The 17,113-nt window shown below is 72.5% G+C and carries 13 protein-coding genes; 11 read left to right on the forward strand and 2 right to left on the reverse strand.

What is annotated here, in order from left to right:
* Positions 1 to 265: 265 nt before the first annotated feature.
* The gene (locus BLW84_RS41345; protein ID WP_245761750.1) at positions 266 to 3,082 is read left to right on the forward strand and encodes a sensor domain-containing protein; all 2,817 of its coding nucleotides are present in this window, start codon (positions 266 to 268) and stop codon (positions 3,080 to 3,082) included.
* A 138-nt stretch (positions 3,083 to 3,220) separates the two neighbouring features.
* Here the strand turns inward: BLW84_RS41345 and BLW84_RS41350 are convergent, their stop codons facing one another.
* Positions 3,221 to 4,765 (reverse strand): bis-aminopropyl spermidine synthase family protein, encoded by a 1,545-nt coding sequence (locus BLW84_RS41350; RefSeq protein WP_093277419.1) that lies wholly within the window; start codon positions 4,763 to 4,765, stop codon positions 3,221 to 3,223.
* 174 nt (positions 4,766 to 4,939) lie between these two features.
* Here BLW84_RS41350 and BLW84_RS41355 point away from each other — a divergent pair, with 174 nt between their 5' ends.
* The 4 genes from BLW84_RS41355 to BLW84_RS41370 are packed head-to-tail and all read left to right on the forward strand — an operon-like array spanning position 4,940 to position 8,245.
* Positions 4,940 to 6,037 (forward strand): ABC transporter ATP-binding protein, encoded by a 1,098-nt coding sequence (locus tag BLW84_RS41355; RefSeq protein ID WP_093277421.1) that lies wholly within the window; start codon positions 4,940 to 4,942, stop codon positions 6,035 to 6,037.
* On the forward strand, positions 6,034 to 6,690 hold the full coding sequence (locus BLW84_RS41360; protein ID WP_093277422.1) for an ABC transporter permease: 657 nt from the start codon (positions 6,034 to 6,036) through the stop codon (positions 6,688 to 6,690). The genes BLW84_RS41355 and BLW84_RS41360 overlap by 4 nt, the downstream gene beginning before the upstream one ends.
* Positions 6,687 to 7,367: an ABC transporter permease gene (locus BLW84_RS41365; protein WP_093277440.1), complete on the forward strand. Its 681-nt coding sequence runs from the start codon at positions 6,687 to 6,689 to the stop codon at positions 7,365 to 7,367. The genes BLW84_RS41360 and BLW84_RS41365 overlap by 4 nt, the downstream gene beginning before the upstream one ends.
* A complete protein-coding gene (locus BLW84_RS41370) occupies positions 7,367 to 8,245 on the forward strand; it encodes an ABC transporter substrate-binding protein (RefSeq protein ID WP_093277423.1) in 879 nt (292 codons plus the stop codon). Before BLW84_RS41365 ends, BLW84_RS41370 begins: the two co-directional genes overlap by 1 nt.
* A gap of 50 nt (positions 8,246 to 8,295) precedes the next feature.
* Here BLW84_RS41370 and BLW84_RS41375 read toward each other — a convergent pair whose 3' ends face one another.
* Positions 8,296 to 9,087 carry an IclR family transcriptional regulator gene (locus BLW84_RS41375; RefSeq protein WP_093277441.1) on the reverse strand — a complete coding sequence of 264 codons (792 nt, stop codon included), beginning with the start codon at positions 9,085 to 9,087 and terminating at the stop codon, positions 8,296 to 8,298.
* 104 nt (positions 9,088 to 9,191) lie between these two features.
* On the opposite strand from BLW84_RS41375, the gene hutH reads away from it, so the two are divergent.
* The 6 genes from hutH to BLW84_RS41405 all read left to right on the forward strand — a co-directional run bounded on the left by hutH (position 9,192) and on the right by BLW84_RS41405 (position 16,797).
* Entirely contained in the window at positions 9,192 to 10,739 is a 1,548-nt protein-coding gene (gene hutH, locus BLW84_RS41380) for a histidine ammonia-lyase (protein ID WP_425441826.1), read from the forward strand.
* The gene (hutU, locus tag BLW84_RS41385; RefSeq protein WP_093277428.1) at positions 10,736 to 12,388 is read left to right on the forward strand and encodes a urocanate hydratase; all 1,653 of its coding nucleotides are present in this window, start codon (positions 10,736 to 10,738) and stop codon (positions 12,386 to 12,388) included. The genes hutH and hutU overlap by 4 nt, the downstream gene beginning before the upstream one ends.
* A gap of 123 nt (positions 12,389 to 12,511) precedes the next feature.
* Positions 12,512 to 13,693, forward strand: a complete 1,182-nt coding sequence (locus tag BLW84_RS41390; protein ID WP_093277443.1) for an allantoate amidohydrolase — start codon at positions 12,512 to 12,514, stop codon at positions 13,691 to 13,693.
* 5 nt (positions 13,694 to 13,698) lie between these two features.
* Positions 13,699 to 15,015, forward strand: a complete 1,317-nt coding sequence (locus BLW84_RS41395) for a formimidoylglutamate deiminase (RefSeq protein WP_218157687.1) — start codon at positions 13,699 to 13,701, stop codon at positions 15,013 to 15,015.
* Between the two features lie 26 nt (positions 15,016 to 15,041).
* Complete coding sequence (hutI, locus tag BLW84_RS41400) at positions 15,042 to 16,199, forward strand: imidazolonepropionase (protein ID WP_093277432.1); 1,158 nt, start codon at positions 15,042 to 15,044, stop codon at positions 16,197 to 16,199.
* Positions 16,200 to 16,350: 151 nt separating this feature from the next.
* A complete protein-coding gene (locus BLW84_RS41405) occupies positions 16,351 to 16,797 on the forward strand; it encodes an alcohol dehydrogenase catalytic domain-containing protein (RefSeq protein ID WP_093277434.1) in 447 nt (148 codons plus the stop codon).
* Positions 16,798 to 17,113 lie beyond the last annotated feature (316 nt).

A 17,113-nucleotide genomic window follows, 5' to 3' on the forward strand; every position in this document is an offset into this window, starting at 1 on the left:
CGGCGCGGGGCCGGGGGAGCCAGCAGTCGGCTCCCCCGGCCCCGTCGCATCGGCGGCGGCCAACGGATTTCGGCAGTCGGCGTCATCGAGGCGGGCGACGGCTGTCACCTCTCCAGGGAACCGGTCTGATGACCCGGCACCATGGCGTTACCGCCGGTGCGTCGACCGGTAAGGTCGGCCGCACGGATCGCTGTGTCTCAAGTCACTCATCAGTGGCGGATCCGGCGTCCGGAATCGGCGGCCGCGCGGCCGCCACGCAGGAGGGGTGCAGTTGACCGAGCGGAGCGAGCGGAACCGGACGGCCTCCGGTGGTCTCGGCCTGGCCGGCGCCTGCGCCGAAACGTTCGAACTCGTCCCGCTGCCGGCCGCGCCGGCCCTGCTGAGCACCGCGGACGGCATCGTGGTGCGGGCGACGGAACAGGCCGCGACGCTCGCCGGCGAGACCGGCCCCGACGCGCTGATCGGCTGCCGCCTCGCGGAGCTCGTGTCCCGCGACGGCGCGGTGTCGATGCTGCGGACGCGCACCGGCCGGATTCCGGTCCGCCCGCTGAGCTGGCCGCACGCCGACGACGAGCAGCTGCGCGTCACGGTGCTGACGGACGTCTCCGACCTGACCGAGGCGGCCCCGGCGGCGGCCGACGCCGCCCACTCCAACGAGCGGCGCTGGCTGATCGAGGCGCAGCGCATCGCCAAGGTCGGCAGCTGGGTGTTCTACCCGGAGACCGGTGAGCTCTACCGCAGCCCGGTGCTCGCCGAGTTCCTCGGCGGCTCGGGCGCCGAGAACGCCACCGACGCGGGCTCGATGATCGCGGCTTCGCATCCCGAGGACGAGGCCCGTGCCGCCCAGTTCTACGCCGACGTGCTCTCCGCGCCCGAGGGCGAACTGCTGGAGGTCGAGCTCCGCGACCTGCCCGGCAAGCGGATCTACCTGTGCACCGGCCGCGCCGAGTACAACCGCTCCGGCCGGGTCGAACGGGTGCAGGGCACCGTCCAGGACGTCACCGAACACCGGGCGCTGGAACGCCAGCTCCGCGACGAGCGGCGCAAGCTGCAGGACGCGCAGCGGATCGCCCGGCTCGGCACCTGGGAGTGGGATCCGCGGTCCGACGCCATACGGCTGTCGCGGATGCTGCACGAGATCATCGGCAAGCCGACCACCGCGCACCTCACCTTCGACACCTACCTGGAGCGGGTGCACCCGGACGACGCGGACTGGGTCCGGCAGGCGTGGGAACCGCTGATCGACCGGCACGAACCGATCGAGGTCGAGCACCGCTACGTGCGGCTCGACGGCACGATGCGGATCCTCCGGCTGCACGGCACCGCGATCAAGGACGCCGACGGCGAAGTCGTCATGGTCGGCACCGTGCAGGACGTCACCGAGCAGCGCGCGGTGGTGACCCGCATGGAGCGGTCCAGCCAGCGCTTCAGCGACCTGGTCAACATCACGCCGGTCGGGATCGGGCTGTTCGACCGGGCCGAGCGGCTGGTCGACGCCAACGACGCGCTGTGCGACCTCCTCGGCTACCGGCTGGAGCAGCTGCGCGGCATGACCGTGCCCCAGATCACCCACCCCGACGAGCGGCAGACCGGCCTGCCCACGCCGCGCGAGCGGCCGGGCCTCCGGCGCCGGGTGCCGCAGCGGGTGCTGGTGCGCTCTGACGGCGAGCCGGTGTACTGCGAGCTGCACACGTCCTCGTCGGTGCAGGACGACGGCACGCAGTTCTGGCTCGTGGTCTTCCAGGACATCACCGAGCGGCGGCGCGCGGCCGAGGCCCTGCGCTACCAGGCCACCCACGACGACCTGACCGGGCTGCCGAACCGCGCGGCCGTGAAGGACCTGCTCCTCGGGTTGCTCGGGCGCGCCGACTCGCACCGCGTCGCGGTGCTGTTCTGCGACATCGACAACTTCAAGCGGGTAAACGATTCACTGGGCCACGACGCCGGGGACGAACTACTGGTCGCGCTGGCCCGGCGGCTCGAAGGCGGGCTGCCGGACGGCTGCACGGCGGCCCGGTTGTCCGGCGACGAGTTCGTGATCATCTGCCAGGACATCGAGGCCGTCGGCGGCGTCGACTCGCTGGCGACCCGGGTGTCCGGGCTGCTGCGCACCGCGGTGCCGGTGCACGGCCAGCTGATCCGGGTGTCGTCGTCGATCGGCGCCGCGGTGCCCAACGGATCCGGCGCCGGCGGCGAGGACCTGCTGCGGTTCGCCGACGCGGCGATGTTCGAGGCGAAGCGCCGCGGCACCGGCAAGGTCTCGCTGGCCAGCCCCGCGCTGATGGCCTCGGCGGACCGGCAGCTGCAGCTGGAGGGCCAGCTGCGGGAGGCGCTGAACAACGACGGGCTCGTCCTGCACTACCAGCCGGTGGTGAACTCCGACGGCGTGGTGGTGACCGCCGAGGCGCTGGTGCGCTGGCCACACCCGGATCGCGGGATGCTCGCGCCGGACGCGTTCCTGCCGGTCGCGGAGCAGGGCGACCTGCTGCGCGAGCTGGACCGCTGGGTGCTGCGGACCGCGCTCCGGGAGGCGGCGACGTGGCCGGCCCGCAACGGCCGCCCGGTCGGCGTCGCGGTGAACCTGGCGGGCCTGGTGCCGGGCGGCCCGGAGTTCGTCGACGGGGTCGCCGACATCGTCGCCGACACCGGCATCGCCTGGAACCGGGTGATCCTGGAGCTGGTGGAGACGGCGCTGGTGGACCTGCCGTCGCGGACCCGGCACGAGATGGGCGAACTGGTGGCGCGCGGCGTGCGGTTCGCCGTCGACGACTTCGGCACCGGCTACTCGTCGCTGGCCCGGCTGAAGGACCTGCCGGCGCAGATCATCAAGGTGGACCGCCGGTTCGTCGCCGGCGTCGGCGGCGACGCCTCGGACTTCGCGGTGGCGCGGGCGGTCGTGGACATGGCGCGCGCGATGGGCCGCCAATGCGTCGCCGAGGGCGTGGAGACGGCGACGCAGTTCCACGTGCTCTGCGGCGTCGGCGTGGACGCCTACCAGGGCTGGCTGTTCTCGAAGGCGCTCCCGGCCCGCGAGTTCCGCGACCTCCTCGATCGCGGCCCCATGCCGATCCCGGGAGCCTGACGAGGCGGCGGTTTCGCGCGAAACCGCCGCCCGCAGGCGTGCCGAACGCCGTTTTCGCGCGAAACCGCCACGCAGAACGAGATCCCGAACAGCCCCGGCGACGAGGCGAAGCCCGGACCTCCAGAGAGGTCGCGGCCGCTACGGTGTCGCGGCGCGGAGCAGGTCGGCGATCCGGTGGCGAGGCAGGTCGATCAGGCGCAGTTCGAGGTCGGCCGCGATCGGGGCGAGCGCCGCGACCCGTTCCCGGGCTTCGCGCTTGGTCAGGTCCGCCTCGGAGTGCGCGATCAGCGCCTCCCGCCAGACGTTGCCGACCTTGCCGTGCGCCCGGGTCAGCAGGTGGTGCGCCACCGTCGGGGTGTCGACCAGGTCAGCCACCAGGATCGCGTGCTTCGAGTCCGGGCTGCTGCGGTGGAACCGCAGCCGGTACTTCGCCGCGACCAGCTCGGAAAGGGCGTGCTGGGCGCGCTCGCTGGTGATGTCCGGGTGGTTGTTCGGCACCACGAAGCCGGCGCGTTCGGCGTTGCAGGCCAACAACATCCGCAGCAGCCACGGCCCCGGGTCGGCCCGCAGGTCGAACACCGGCGCGCCCTGCTGCTGCCGGATCGGCCGGGGCCAGCCGGGATCCCGCAGCGACGTGACCGGGCCGCCGACCCGCTCGCCGATCGCGTTCAGGAACTCCGCGGGCGCGGAGGCCTCCAGCGCCTCCACCGACTGCGGGCCGTGCGTGTAGATCCCCGGCGCTTGGCGCAGCGCGAGCTTGCGGGTGTGCGCGGTCGGCTGGCACACGTACAGGTCGCTGGCGCTGCCGATGGCCTGCGCGCCGAAGTACCGGTGGAACCGGGGCAGGATCGCCTCGAACACCATGCCCAGCCGCAGCAGCTCCTGCTGCACCTTGTGCCCCAGCGCCGGCGTCCGCGGGCTGTAGCCGTAGGCGATCAGCAGCCGGCTGTTCGGGCCGGCCAGGCACTCGGCGGCCCGGGTGGCGAACAACCCGATGCCCTCCGGGGTGTAGGGCGGGTCGGTGAACACCAGGTCCGCGGAGTTCTCCAGCACGGGCGGCACCCCGAACCGCAGGTCGGCGTGCAGCGTGCGGACGGCGAAGCCGTGCTCGGCCGCGACCGAGTCGATGTGCGCCAGGATGCGCTCGTCGACGTCCACCACGGTCACCGACGCCGACGGCACGACGAGGCTCAACGCCAGCGAAGTCAGGTCGTGGTCGCCCAGGCAGAGCACCTGCGCGCCGCGCAGGTCGTAGGTGTCGCGCAGCCATTCGGCGCGGCGCAGCGCCGTTTCCGGCGTAGCCGTCACGTGGTCGAGCGCCGTTGTAGGCGCCGGCCCGCTCTCGACGAACTCCCGCATCCGTTCCAGCTGCTCGGCACCGGTGGACGCGGCGGGGCGCAGCTCGTCCAGCGCGAAGCGCTGCCGGTAGCGGTCGCGGGCTTCCGGCGTCAGCCGGTACGTCCCGCCGACGGCTTCGACGTCCGGGCCGGCGGTGGCGATCAGGTCCTCGACCGTGCGCCGCGTGACGGCCGTCCGGCGGATCAGCTCGTCGAGCGGCAGCGCTCCTTCGGCTAGCTGGGCGAGGACTTCGCGCAGCCGTCGGGCGAGGACTCCGGCTTCGGCGAGCACCGCGTGCACGGCGTCGACGGGCTCGGAAGTTGCGGGGTGCTGAGCAGTGTTCATCGGGTTCTCAACCTTACGGCGTGCCCCGCGCCGCCGCTGCCGCGCCGGTTCCCAGAGCGTGGGAGCGCGCTGTTGAGAAGATCACGCGATGGTCTCGGTCGATCGCACGATTCGGCCGATCGAGCTAGGGTCGGCCAGGTTTGGGGGACCGGGACGATCTACGAGGGGGCTCGGTTGATCGAGTTCCAGGCCGTGCGCAAGCAGTACGACAACGGCACTGTCGCCGTCCAAGAGCTGAGCCTGTCGGTGGAGGCTGGCACGATCACCGTCCTGGTGGGGCCGTCCGGGTGCGGCAAGACCACCCTGATGCGGATGGTGAACCGGATGATCGAGCCGTCGTCGGGAACGGTGCTGGTGGGCGGCGAGGACGTCCGCCGGCGCGATCCCGCGCAGCTGCGCCGCGGCATCGGCTACGTGATCCAGCAGGCCGGGCTGTTCCCGCACCGCAACGTCCTCGACAACGTGGCGACGGTGCCCGTGCTGGATGGGCGCAGCAAGCAGGAGGCGCGGCGGCGCGCGAGCGAGCTGCTGGAGCTGGTGGGGCTGCCGCAGGAGCTGGGCAACCGCTACCCGGCGCAGCTCTCCGGCGGTCAGCAGCAGCGCGTCGGAGTGGCCAGGGCGCTGGCCGCCGATCCGCCGGTGCTGCTGATGGACGAGCCGTTCAGCGCCGTGGACCCGGTCGTGCGCGAGGGCCTGCAGGACGAGCTGCTGCGGTTGCAGGACGAGCTGGACAAGACGGTCCTGTTCGTCACGCACGACATCGACGAGGCCGTGAAGCTGGGCGAGAAGGTCGCGGTGCTGCGCCAGGGCGGGTACCTCGTCCAGTACGCCGCGCCCGACGACCTGCTAGCCGAGCCGGCCGACGACTTCGTGACCACCTTCGTCGGCAAGGACCGCGGCTACCGCCGACTGTCCTTCGTGGACTCCCACGGGCTGGACCCGAAGCCGGTGGCCACGGTCGAGGTGGGGGCGCGGGTGGCGCCGGAGCAGCGCTGGCGGCTCGCGCTGGACGGCGACGGCCGGCCCCGCGGCTGGCTCCCGCCGGGCTCCACTGTGGACGGTGAACTGACCGAGGCGCAGCTGGTTGCCGGCGGCTCGCTGCACACCCGGCACACGCCGCTGCGCGGAGCGCTGGACGCGGCGCTGTCCGCGCCGTCGGGTCTCGGTGTCGTCGTCGACGGCGACGGCCAGTACGTCGGCGTGATCACCGCCGACCACGTGCTCGGCCTGATCGAGCAGCACCGCCGCGCGGACGGCGAAGGGCTGACATGATCGACTTCTTCAGCAGCCCCAGCAACCGGGAGATGGTGCTCGAACAACTCGGCCAGCACATCTACCTATCGCTGCTGCCGCTGCTGCTCGGCGTCCTGGCGGCGCTGCCGCTGGGCCGCCTCGCGCAGCAGGTGCGCTGGCTGCGCGGCCTGCTGCAGGGCGGCGCCAACATCTTCTACACGATCCCGTCGCTGGCCCTGTTCGTGATCATCCCCGGGCTGCTGGGCACGCCGCTGCTGTCCTCGATCAACGTGATCATCGCCCTCACGCTCTACACCGCGGCGCTGCTGGTGCGGCCGGTCCGGGACGCCCTGGACGCGGTGCCCGCGCACATCGTCACCGCCGCGACCGCGATGGGCTACCGCTCCGGCCGGCGGTTCCTGGCCGTGGAGCTGCCGCTGGCGGTGCCGGTGCTGGCGGCCGCCGTCCGGGTCGCCTCGGTCAGCAACATCAGCCTGGTCAGCGTGGGCGCGCTGGTCGGTATCGGCGGCCTGGGCCGGCTGTTCACCGCCGGGTTCCAGCTGGACTACCCGGAGCAGATCATCGTGGGCATCGTGCTGACCGTACTGCTGGCGCTGGTGGTCGACCTGCTGCTGGTGGCGTTGTGGCGGCTGCTGACGCCGTGGGCGCGGGCGGGGGTGAGCGGCGCATGATCGGCGCGCTGATCGACTGGCTTACCGACCCGGCGCACTGGACGGGCCCGGGCGGGATCGCGGCGCAAACCCTGCTGCACCTGTACTACTGCGTGCTCTCGGTCGCCGTCGCGTCCGTGGTGGCCGTCCCGCTGGGTGTCTACATCGGACACACCGGGCGCGGCGCGGTGTTCGTGGTGGGGATCAGCAACGCGATGCGGGCGCTGCCGACGCTGGGCGTGGTGACGCTGCTGGTGCTGGGGTTCGGGCTGGGGGAAGGCCCGGCGCTGGCCGGGCTGGTCATCCTCGCCATCCCGGCGATCCTCTCCGGCGCCTACGCCGGGGTCCGCAACGCGCCCGCCGACGCGGTCGACGCGGCCAAGGGCATGGGCATGACGCCGATGCAGCGGCTGTGGCAGGTGGAGCTGCCGACCGCGCTGCCGCTGCTGCTCGGCGGGGTGCGCAGCGCGATGCTGCAGGTGGTCGCCACCGCGGCCGTCGCCGCCTACGTCGGGCTCGGCGGGCTGGGGCGGATCCTGCTGGACGGGCTGAAGATCAGCAACTACGCGCAGATGGCCTCGGCCGCGATCGTCATCGCGGTGCTCGCGGTCCTGCTCGACCTGGTGTTGGCCGGCGCGACCCGGCTGTTGGTGCCGCGCGGTCTGGTGCTGGCCGCCCGACGAGGAGGTAAGGATTGATGAAGCGGTTGCTGGTGTGCGCCGCCGCGGCGGCGCTGCTGCTGACCGGCTGCGGTTCGCAGGACCCGTTGCAGGCCAACCGGGACGCCGGTGGCGCGTTGGTGGTCGGCTCGGCGGACTTCGCCGAGAGCGAGCTGCTGATGCACATCTACGCCGAGGCGCTGAAGACCACCGGTGCCGAGGTGGAGACCCGGCCGCGCATCGGCGCCCGGGAGTTCTACGTGAACGCGGTGCGCAACGGTGAGCTGGCGGTGGTTCCCGACTACACCGGGAACCTGCTGCAGTACCTGGACCCGCAGTCGCCGGCGACCGAGACCCAGCAGGTCTACGACCAGCTGAAGAAGGCCGTGCCGGGCGAGATGGAGCTGCTGGAGCAGTCCCCGGCGGAGGACTCCGACGTGCTGACCGTCACCGCGGCCACCGCGGGCACCGGGGTGCGCTCGATGGCCGACCTCGGGCCGCGCTGCGGCGAGTTCGTGCTCGGCGCGCCCGCGGAGTGGAAGTCCCGCTGGGAGACCAAGATCGCGGAGGACTACGGCTGCCGGTTCAAGGAGATCCGCCCCGTGGAGGCGGGCACCATCACGGTGAACGCGTTGACCGCCGGGCAGATCCAGGTGGCGAACCTGTTCACCACGTCGTCGCAGATCTCGGCGAACAACCTGGTGAAGCTGGACGATCCGAAGAACATGTTCCCGGCGCAGAACGTGGTTCCGCTGGCGCACAAGGGGAAGCTGACCCCGCAGCAGGCGGAGGCGCTGAACAAGGTGTCCCGGGCCCTCGACACGGACAAGCTCACGGAGCTCAACCGCAAGCTCGAGGTCGAGAAGGCCAACCCGGCGGACGTGGCCAAGGAATTCGTCGCCTCGGCAGGCCTCTGATCTCGTGAGTGTTCGTTCCGGTAAGAACCGGGACGAACACTCACGACCGGTCAGGCGGTGCGGCCGCTGATCCTGGTGGTCAGCTCCGTTGCCGCGTGGTGGACCTGGGCGGCCAGGTCCGGCCAGGTCTCGCCGCAGGGCTCGCCGCCCGGGGTGTCGCAGAAGTGGCGGAACGTCACGCTGATCGCCGCGATGGCGCGGGCGCCGTGGTCGAACACCGCGCACGCCACCGAGGCGAAGCCCGCCGTCACGAAGCCGTCCTCGACCGCCCAGCCGCGGCGGCGCTCCGCCGCGAGCAGCCGGCGCAGTTCGGGCAGGTTCCGCGGGCCCCGGTCGGTGCGCAGCACGAACCGCTCGCTGGACGGCAGGAGCGCGCGCACGTGCGCGGCGGGCAGATACGCGAGCATCGCGCGCCCGGACGCCGTCAGCTGCGCGGGCAGCCGGACGCCCACCTCGGTGACCAGCGTCTGCGGCTGGGACGGCCGCTCCTTGATCAGGTACAGCGACTCGCCGCCGTGCAGGACGCCCAGGTGCGCGGTGCGGCCGACCTGGTCCACCAGTCGCCGCAGCAGCGGCCCGGCGAGGCGTTCCAGCGGGTCGTGGCGCAGGTAGGCGGAGCCGAGCTCGAAGGCCGCCATGCCCAGCCCGTAGCGCCGCTCCTCCGGCAGGTGGGTCACGAAGCCGGCGGCGACCAGCTCGGCCAGCAGGTGGTAGGTCGTCGACCTGGGCAGGTCCAGGTCACGGGCGATGACCCCGGCCGACACCGGCCCGGCGCGGCCCGCGAGGACCCGCAGGATGGCCAGCCCGCGCCGCAGCGCCGGCACGTCGCTGCTACCGCCCACGGCAGCCTCCATTCGGGTTCAGGTCTCGTATCCCAGACATTCTCACCCCATCCGGGCTTCTGCCGGTAGCGCCGTCGCGCTGGTATGGAGATATGCAGGACGACATGCTGAATGTTGGTCCGGAGCCGTTGCACCGCGAGCAGGTCGTGGCCGTCGCGCGGGCCGCGACGCGGGTGGAACTGACCCGGCTCGCCGAACAGGGCATCGTCGCGACGCGCAAGCACATCGAGGCGCTCGCCGCCGAGAAGAGCCCCACCTACGGGGTCTCGACCGGTTTCGGGGCGCTGGCCGTGCGGCACATCCCGGCCGACCGGCGCGCGGCCCTGCAGCAGTCCTTCGTCCGGTCGCACGCGGCCGGTGCCGGCCCGCCGGTAGAGCCGGAGGTGGTGCGGGCGCAGATGCTGCTGCGGCTGCACACGATCGCCACCGGGCGCACCGGCGTCCGCCTGGAAACCGCGCACGCGCTGGCGGCGCTGCTCAACGCGGGCATCGTGCCGGTGGTGCACGAGTACGGCTCCCTCGGCTGCTCCGGCGACCTCGCGCCACTGGCGTCCGTCGCGCTCGCGCTGACCGGCGAAGGCGACGTCTTCGACGCCGCGGGGCGGCTCCGCCCGGCCGCCGAAGCGCTGGCCGACGCCGGGATCGAGCCGGTAGTGCTGGTGGAGAAGGAAGGCCTGGCTCTGACCAACGGCACCGACGGCATGCTCGGCATGCTGGTGCTCGCGCTGCACGACCTTTCCGCGCTGCTGGACGTGGCCGATGTGACCGCCGCGATGAGCGTGGAGGCGCTGCTGGGCACCGACCGGGTGTTCGCCGCCGACCTCCAGCGCCTGCGCCCGCACCCGGGGCAGGCGGTGTCCGCGGCGCGGCTGTCGGCGCTGCTGGCGGACTCGCCGATCATGGCGAGCCACCGGGGCGACGACTGCACGCGCGTGCAGGACGCGTACTCGCTGCGGTGCGCGCCGCAGGTGCACGGCGGGGCGCGGGACACCGTCGCCCACGCCGAGGCCGTGGCCGACCGGGAGCTCGCGGCCGCCATCGACAACCCGGTGGTCCTCGACGACGGCCGGGTCGAGTCCAACGGCAACTTCCACGGCGCGCCGCTGGCCTATGCGCTGGACTTCCTGGCCATTCCGCTGGCCGACGTCGCCGGCATGTCCGAGCGCCGCACCGACCGGATGCTCGACGTCGCGCGCTCGCACGGGCTGCCCGCGTTCCTCGCCGACGACCCGGGCGTGGACTCCGGGCACATGATCGCGCACTACACGCAGGCGGGCGTGGTCACCGAGCTGAAGCGGCTCGCCGCGCCCGCGTCGGTCGACTCCATCCCGACCAGCGCGATGCAGGAGGACCACGTGTCGATGGGCTGGTCGGCGGCCCGCAAGCTCCGCCGCGCCATCGACGGCCTGACGACCGTGCTCGCCGTCGAGCTGCTCACCGCCGCGCGCGCCCTCGACCTGCGCGCGCCGCTGCAGCCGGGACCGGCCACCGGCGCCGTGCGGGACCTGCTGCGCACCCGCGTCCCGGGCCCCGGCGCCGATCGCCACACCGCCCCGGAGATCGCGGCGGCCGAAGAGCTGATCCGTTCCGGCGCGGTGCGCGACACCGCCGCCGGCTTCACGAACTCCACAGTGGACCGGAGGTTGCCATGAGCGAAGCCCGACCCGTGCGAGCCCCGCGAGGAACCACGCTGACCGCGCGGAGCTGGAGCACCGAAGCGCCCTTGCGGATGCTCCAGAACAACCTCGACCCGGAGGTCGCCGAGCGGCCCGACGACCTCGTCGTCTACGGCGGCACCGGCAAGGCGGCGCGGAACTGGGCGTCGTTCGACGCGATCGTCCGCGAACTGACGACGCTGCGCGAGGACGAGACGCTGCTCGTGCAGTCCGGCAAGCCGGTCGGCGTGCTGCAGACCCACGAGTGGGCGCCGCGGGTGCTGATCGCCAACTCCAACCTCGTCGGCGACTGGGCGAACTGGCCGGAGTTCCGGCGCCTCGACGCGCTCGGCCTGATGATGTACGGCCAGATGACCGCCGGTTCGTGGATCTACATCGGCACGCAGGGCATCCTGCAGGGCACCTACGAGACGTTCGGCGCGATCGCGGCCCGCCGCTTCGGTGGCAGCCTCGCGGGCACGCTGACCATCACCGCCGGGCTCGGCGGCATGGGCGGCGCGCAGCCGCTGGCGGTGACGATGAACGAGGGCGTCGCGCTCGTCGTCGAATGCGACGCCGAACGCGCGCATCGCCGCGTCCGGCACGGCTACCTCGACGAGGTGGCCGACAGCCTCGACGACGCGATCGAGAAGGCCGTGGCGGCCAAGGAAGCGCGGCGCGCGTACTCGGTCGCGGTGATCGGCAACGCTGCCGAGCTGCTGCCCGAGATGCTGCGGCGCGGCGTGCCCGCCGACATCGTGACCGACCAGACCTCCGCCCACGATCCGCTGTCCTACCTGCCGCTGGGCGTCGATGTGGACGACTGGGCCGACTACGCGGCGAAGAAGCCCGACGAGTTCACCGAGCGGGCGCGCGACTCGATGGCCAAGCACGTGGAAGCGATGGTCGGGTTCCTCGACGGCGGCGCGGAGGTCTTCGACTACGGCAACTCGCTGCGCGGCGAGGCCCAGCTCGGCGGCTACGAGCGGGCGTTCGCCTACCCGGGTTTCGTGCCCGCCTACATCCGGCCGCTGTTCTGCGAGGGCAAAGGCCCGTTCCGGTGGGCGGCGCTGTCCGGCGACCCGGCCGACATCGCCAAGACCGACCAGGCGATCCTCGACCTCTTCGGCGAGGACGAGCACCTGGCGCGGTGGATCCGGCTGGCCGGCGAGCGGGTGTCCTTCCAGGGGCTGCCCGCGCGGATCTGCTGGCTCGGCTACGGCGAGCGCGCCGAGGCGGGCCTGCGGTTCAACGAGATGGTGGCCTCCGGCGAGCTCGCGGCGCCGGTGGTGCTCGGCCGCGACCACCTGGACTGCGGATCGGTGGCCTCGCCGTACCGGGAGACCGAGGCGATGGCCGACACCTCGGACGCGGTCGCGGACTGGCCGCTGCTGAACGCGCTGGTCAACACGGCCTCCGGCGCGACGTGGGTGTCGCTGCACCACGGCGGCGGCGTCGGCATGGGGCGGTCGCTGCACGCGGGCCAGGTGACGGTCGCCGACGGCACCGAACTCGCGGCGCAGAAGCTGGCGCGGGTGCTGACCAACGACCCGGCCATGGGCGTGATCCGGCACGTCGACGCGGGCTACGACCGGGCGGAGCAGGTCGCCGCCGAGCGCGGCGTCCGCACGCCCCTGGTCGGCTGAGCGTTCGTGAGCGTTTTGGCCGCTATGGCGACCGAAAACGGTCACGAGCTCTGGAACTGACGGGTTGCTGCCCGGGACGCGGGTGTTCGGGAAGGAGCGGGTGTGGCGGGACCGAACGAGTTGATGGCGGCCATCGCCGATGTCGGCGCGGACCGGCGGCGGGGCGGGTACTCCCGGCACGTCTTCGACGACGCCGAGCGGGAGCTGCGCGAGTGGTTCGTCGAGCAGGCCGAGGCGCGCGGCCTGCGCGTCACCACCGACCAGAACGCGAACATCTGGGCGTGGTGGGGCGAGCCGGGCGATGACGCGGTGGTGACCGGCAGCCACCTCGACTCGGTGCCCGGCGGCGGCGCGTTCGACGGCCCGCTCGGCGTGGTCAGCGCGCTGAGCGCGGTGGATCTGTTGCGGGCCAAGGGCTTCACGCCGCGGAAGCCGCTCGCGGTGGTCGTCTTCGCCGAGGAGGAGGGCGGCCGGTTCGGCGTGCCGTGCCTGGGATCCAGGCTGCTGGCCGGGACCATCGACGCGGACCGGGCCCGCGCGCTCCGCGACCCGAACGGCGTGACGTTCGCCGAGGCCATGCGGTCCTTCGGCGCGGACCCGGCCAGGCTGGGGCGCGACGACGCGGCGCTGCGGAGCATCGGGCAGTTCGTGGAGCTGCACGTGGAGCAGGGCCGGGGGCTGATCGACCTGGACCGCCCGGTGGCGGTCGCGTCGTCGATCCTGGCGCACGGCAGGTGGCGGTTCCGGTTCAGCGGCCAGGGGAACCACGCCGGCGCGACGCTGATCGCCGACCGCCACGACCCGATGCTGCCCGCGTCGCGGCTGGTCCTCGAAGCCCGGCGGACCGCGGCGGGCGTCGACGGCGGCCGGGCGACGGTGGGCAGGCTGGTCCCGAACCCCGGTGGCACCAACGTCATCGCGTCCACTGTGGACATCTGGCTGGACGCGCGGTCGCCGGACGACCGGTCGACGCGGTCCATGGTCGAGGACCTGTCCAGTGCGGCCGCGGAATTCGCCGCATCCGAGGGCTGCCAGGTCGAGGTCACCGAGGAGTCCTACGGCGACACCGTGCACTTCGACGCCGCGTTCCGCGACCGGCTCGCAGGCCTGCTCGGCGACGCCCCGGCGCTGCCGACCGGAGCCGGGCACGACGCGGGAATCCTCGCCGCCGAGGTGCCGACGGCGATGCTCTTCGTGCGCAACCCGACCGGCATCAGCCACGCCCCGGAGGAACACGCCGAGCCCGGCGACTGCGATTCCGGCGCGCACGCGCTCGCGCAGGTCCTGGAAGACCTGGCCGGGTGACGCGGTTGACCACCTACTGGTGCGACTGGGCCTGGCTGCCGAGCGGCCCGGAGCGAGGCGTGCTCTTCGAAGTCGACGACGGCCGCATCACTGCCGTCGGCTCCGCGCAGAACCCGCCGGAACAAGCCGAACGGCTCCCAGGCATGACGCTGCCCGGCATCGCCAACGCGCACTCCCACGCGTTCCACCGCGCGCTCCGCGGCGGGGACGACGGCGCGCGCGGCACCTTCTGGACCTGGCGCGAACAGATGTACCGGGTGGCGGCGGTGCTGGACCCGGACAGCTACTACCGGCTCGCCCGCGGCGTCTACGCCGAGATGGCGCTGGCCGGGATCACCTGCGTCGGCGAATTCCACTACCTGCACCACGCCGCGAACGGCGCCCGGTACGACGACCCGAACGCGATGGGCCAGGCCCTCGCGCAGGCCGCGCGGGACGCGGGAATCCGGCTCACCCTGCTGGACACCTGCTACCTGGCGGGCGGTTTCGGGCGGCCGCTGGACGGCGTGCAGCTGCGCTTCTCGGACGGTTCGGCGTCGAAGTGGATCGACCGGATCGATCTGTGCACTGTGGACGATGACCGGGTTCGCCTTGGTGCGGCACTGCATTCGGTTCGCGCGGTGCCCGCTGAGGAGATCCCGGAAGTGGCCGGCTGGGCGCGCGAGAGCGGGGCACCGCTGCACGTGCACCTGTCCGAACAGCGCGCCGAGAACGAAGCGTGCCTGGCGGCGCACGGCTGCACGCCGACCCAGCTGCTGGACTCGCGCGGCGCGCTGGGGCCCGGCGTGACTGCGGTGCACGCCACGCACCTGGCCGCGTCCGACGTGGCGCTGCTGGGCGGCAGCGGGACCGGGGTGTGCCTGTGCCCGACGACCGAAGCCGACCTGGCCGACGGGATCGGCCCGGCGGCGGCGCTGGCGGTCGCCGGGAGCCCGCTTTCCGTCGGCAGCGACGGGCACTCCGTGATCGACCCGTTCGCGGAGGTGCAGGCCGTCGAGTCCTACCTGCGGCTGAACACCGAGACCCGCGGGCACTTCGCGGCCGGCGAGCTGCTGGCGATGGCCACCGAAACCGCGCACCTGTCCCTGGGCTGGGCCGACGCGGGCCGGCTCGAAGTGGGCGCCCGCGCCGACTTCGTGGCGGTGGATCTCGGCTCGACCCGGCTGGCCGGAGTCGCGCCCGAGGCCGCCCCGGCGGTCGCGCGGGCCGACGACGTCCGGGTGGTGATCGCCGACGGGCGCAGGATCGTGCAGGACGGCAAGCACGAAGTGATCGACGCGGCGGGCGAGCTCGGCGAAGCGATCGCCGCGCTGCGTGCATGAGTACTACGAACGAGGATCAGGAAGCGATGACAAGCACTGTTATTACTGGAATCGGCGAGCTGACGACGAACGACGACGAGCTCGGCACGCTCACCGATGCCGCGCTGGTCATCGACGGCGACCGGGTCGTCTGGGCCGGTCCCGCGGCCAGCGCGCCGGAAGCCGACGAGCGGTTCGACGCGGCCGGGCGAGCGGTCCTGCCCGGCTGGGTCGACAGCCACACGCACCTGGTGTTCGCCGGGGACCGCACCGCGGAGTTCGCCGCCCGGATGGCCGGGCAGTCCTACCAAGCGGGCGGGATCGCCGTCACGGTGGAAGCGACGCGGGCCGCCACCGACGAGGAGCTGGCCGCCAACCTGCGCAAGCACATCGCCGAAGCCGCCGCGCAGGGCACGACGTGCATGGAGACCAAGACCGGCTACGGGCTGACGGTCGCCGAGGAACTGCGGGCCGCGAAGATCGCCGCCGAAGCCGACGAGGTGACGTTCCTCGGCGCGCACCTGGTGCCGCCGGGCGAGGACGCGGACACCTACGCGGACCTGGTGCGCGGGGAGATGCTCGATGCCGTGGCCCCGTACGTGGGCTGGTGCGACGTGTTCTGCGAGCAGGGCGCGTTCAATGCCGACCAGTCCAGGCGAATCCTGGTGGCGGCGAAGGAACGCGGACTGGGGCTGCGCGTGCACGGCAACCAGCTCGGCACCGGGCCCGGTGTTCAGCTGGCCGTCGAACTCGGCGCCGCGAGCGTGGACCACTGCACCTACCTCACGGAGTCCGATGTGGACGCGTTGGCGGGTTCGGACACCGTGGCGACGCTGCTGCCCGCCTGCGACCTGTCCACGCGGCAGCCGCTGCCGGATGCCCGGGCGCTCCTCGAGGCCGGTGCCACGGTCGCCTTGGCATCCAACTGCAATCCCGGTTCCTCCTACACGTCGTCGATGGCGTTCTGCGTGGCGACGGCGGTGCTGCAGATGCGGATGACCATCGAAGAGGCGGTGCGGGCGGCGACCTGGGGCGGCGCGCGGGCGCTGCGTCGGGAGTCCGGCGACGGCGCGGTCGGCGTGCTCCGGCCCGGCGCACGAGCGGACGTCCACGTCCTCGACGCCCCGAGCACGACGTGGCTCGCCTACCGGCCGGGCGTGCCCCTCACCCACGCCGTCTGGCGCAAGGGCACGCGCGTCGGCTGACGCGCGCGAGCATGGGAACTTTCCTGTCACCGGCCAGCACCGAACGCCTCCCGGAGGTGTGAGCAAGGGCACCTTCCGGTCGTCGGCATGTTGACCTCCAGTCGAGTCGAACTCGGAGGCTGTCGGCAGTCAACGGAGGAGGCTGAGCGATATGCGCGTGGTGCAGGTGACCGAATTCGGTGGGCCGGAAGTGCTGGCCGTGGCGGACATCGCCGATCCCCGACCCGGCGCGGGACAGGTGCTCGTGCGAGCGTCCGCAGTGGACGTCCTGTTCCTGGACACCCAGCTGCGCGAGGGTTGGGGCAAGGAGTTCTTCGGGCAAGCGCCGCCGTACGTGCCCGGTGACGGCGTGGCCGGAGAAGTGGTGTCGGTCGGCGAAGCCGTCGACCCGGGCTGGATCGGGCGGCCGGTGGTCGCCAGCACGAGCAACGGCGGTACCTACGCGGAGCTGGTCGTCGTCGTGAGCATGGGAACTTTCCTGTCATCCCGGGCGCGGATCGCAGCATGGGAACTTTCCTGTCACTCCAGGCGCAGGTGCGCGAGCATGGGAACTTTCGTGTCAATCCGGCGCGATGCGGGATTGGGAAGGCGGGCCTAGCCGCAATGCCGGTCGTTTAAGTGATCTTGGCTGGTCGAGGTCGGTGCCCGGTCTTGCTGGGTGCGGTGATGACGACCGCTGAGCGGGATGGCCTGCTGTCCTGGCGCTGCTGGCGATGGCGTGCCCGTTTGACCGGGAAGTTGCTCATCTTCCTCTTGATCACGCGCGGATAGCTCCGGTTCCGGCGCTTCGGATTGATCTCATCGCAGACCTCGGCCAGCAGTAGACGATAGTGATCATCACTTGCTGTGAGGGGGAAAAGACTCCGGTTTCCACACGCGGGACCGGATGACACGCACCGTGTTCTTATGCGAAA

The organism is Saccharopolyspora shandongensis (genome assembly GCF_900106995.1).
Taxonomy (GTDB): Bacteria; Actinomycetota; Actinomycetes; order Mycobacteriales; family Pseudonocardiaceae; genus Saccharopolyspora; species Saccharopolyspora shandongensis.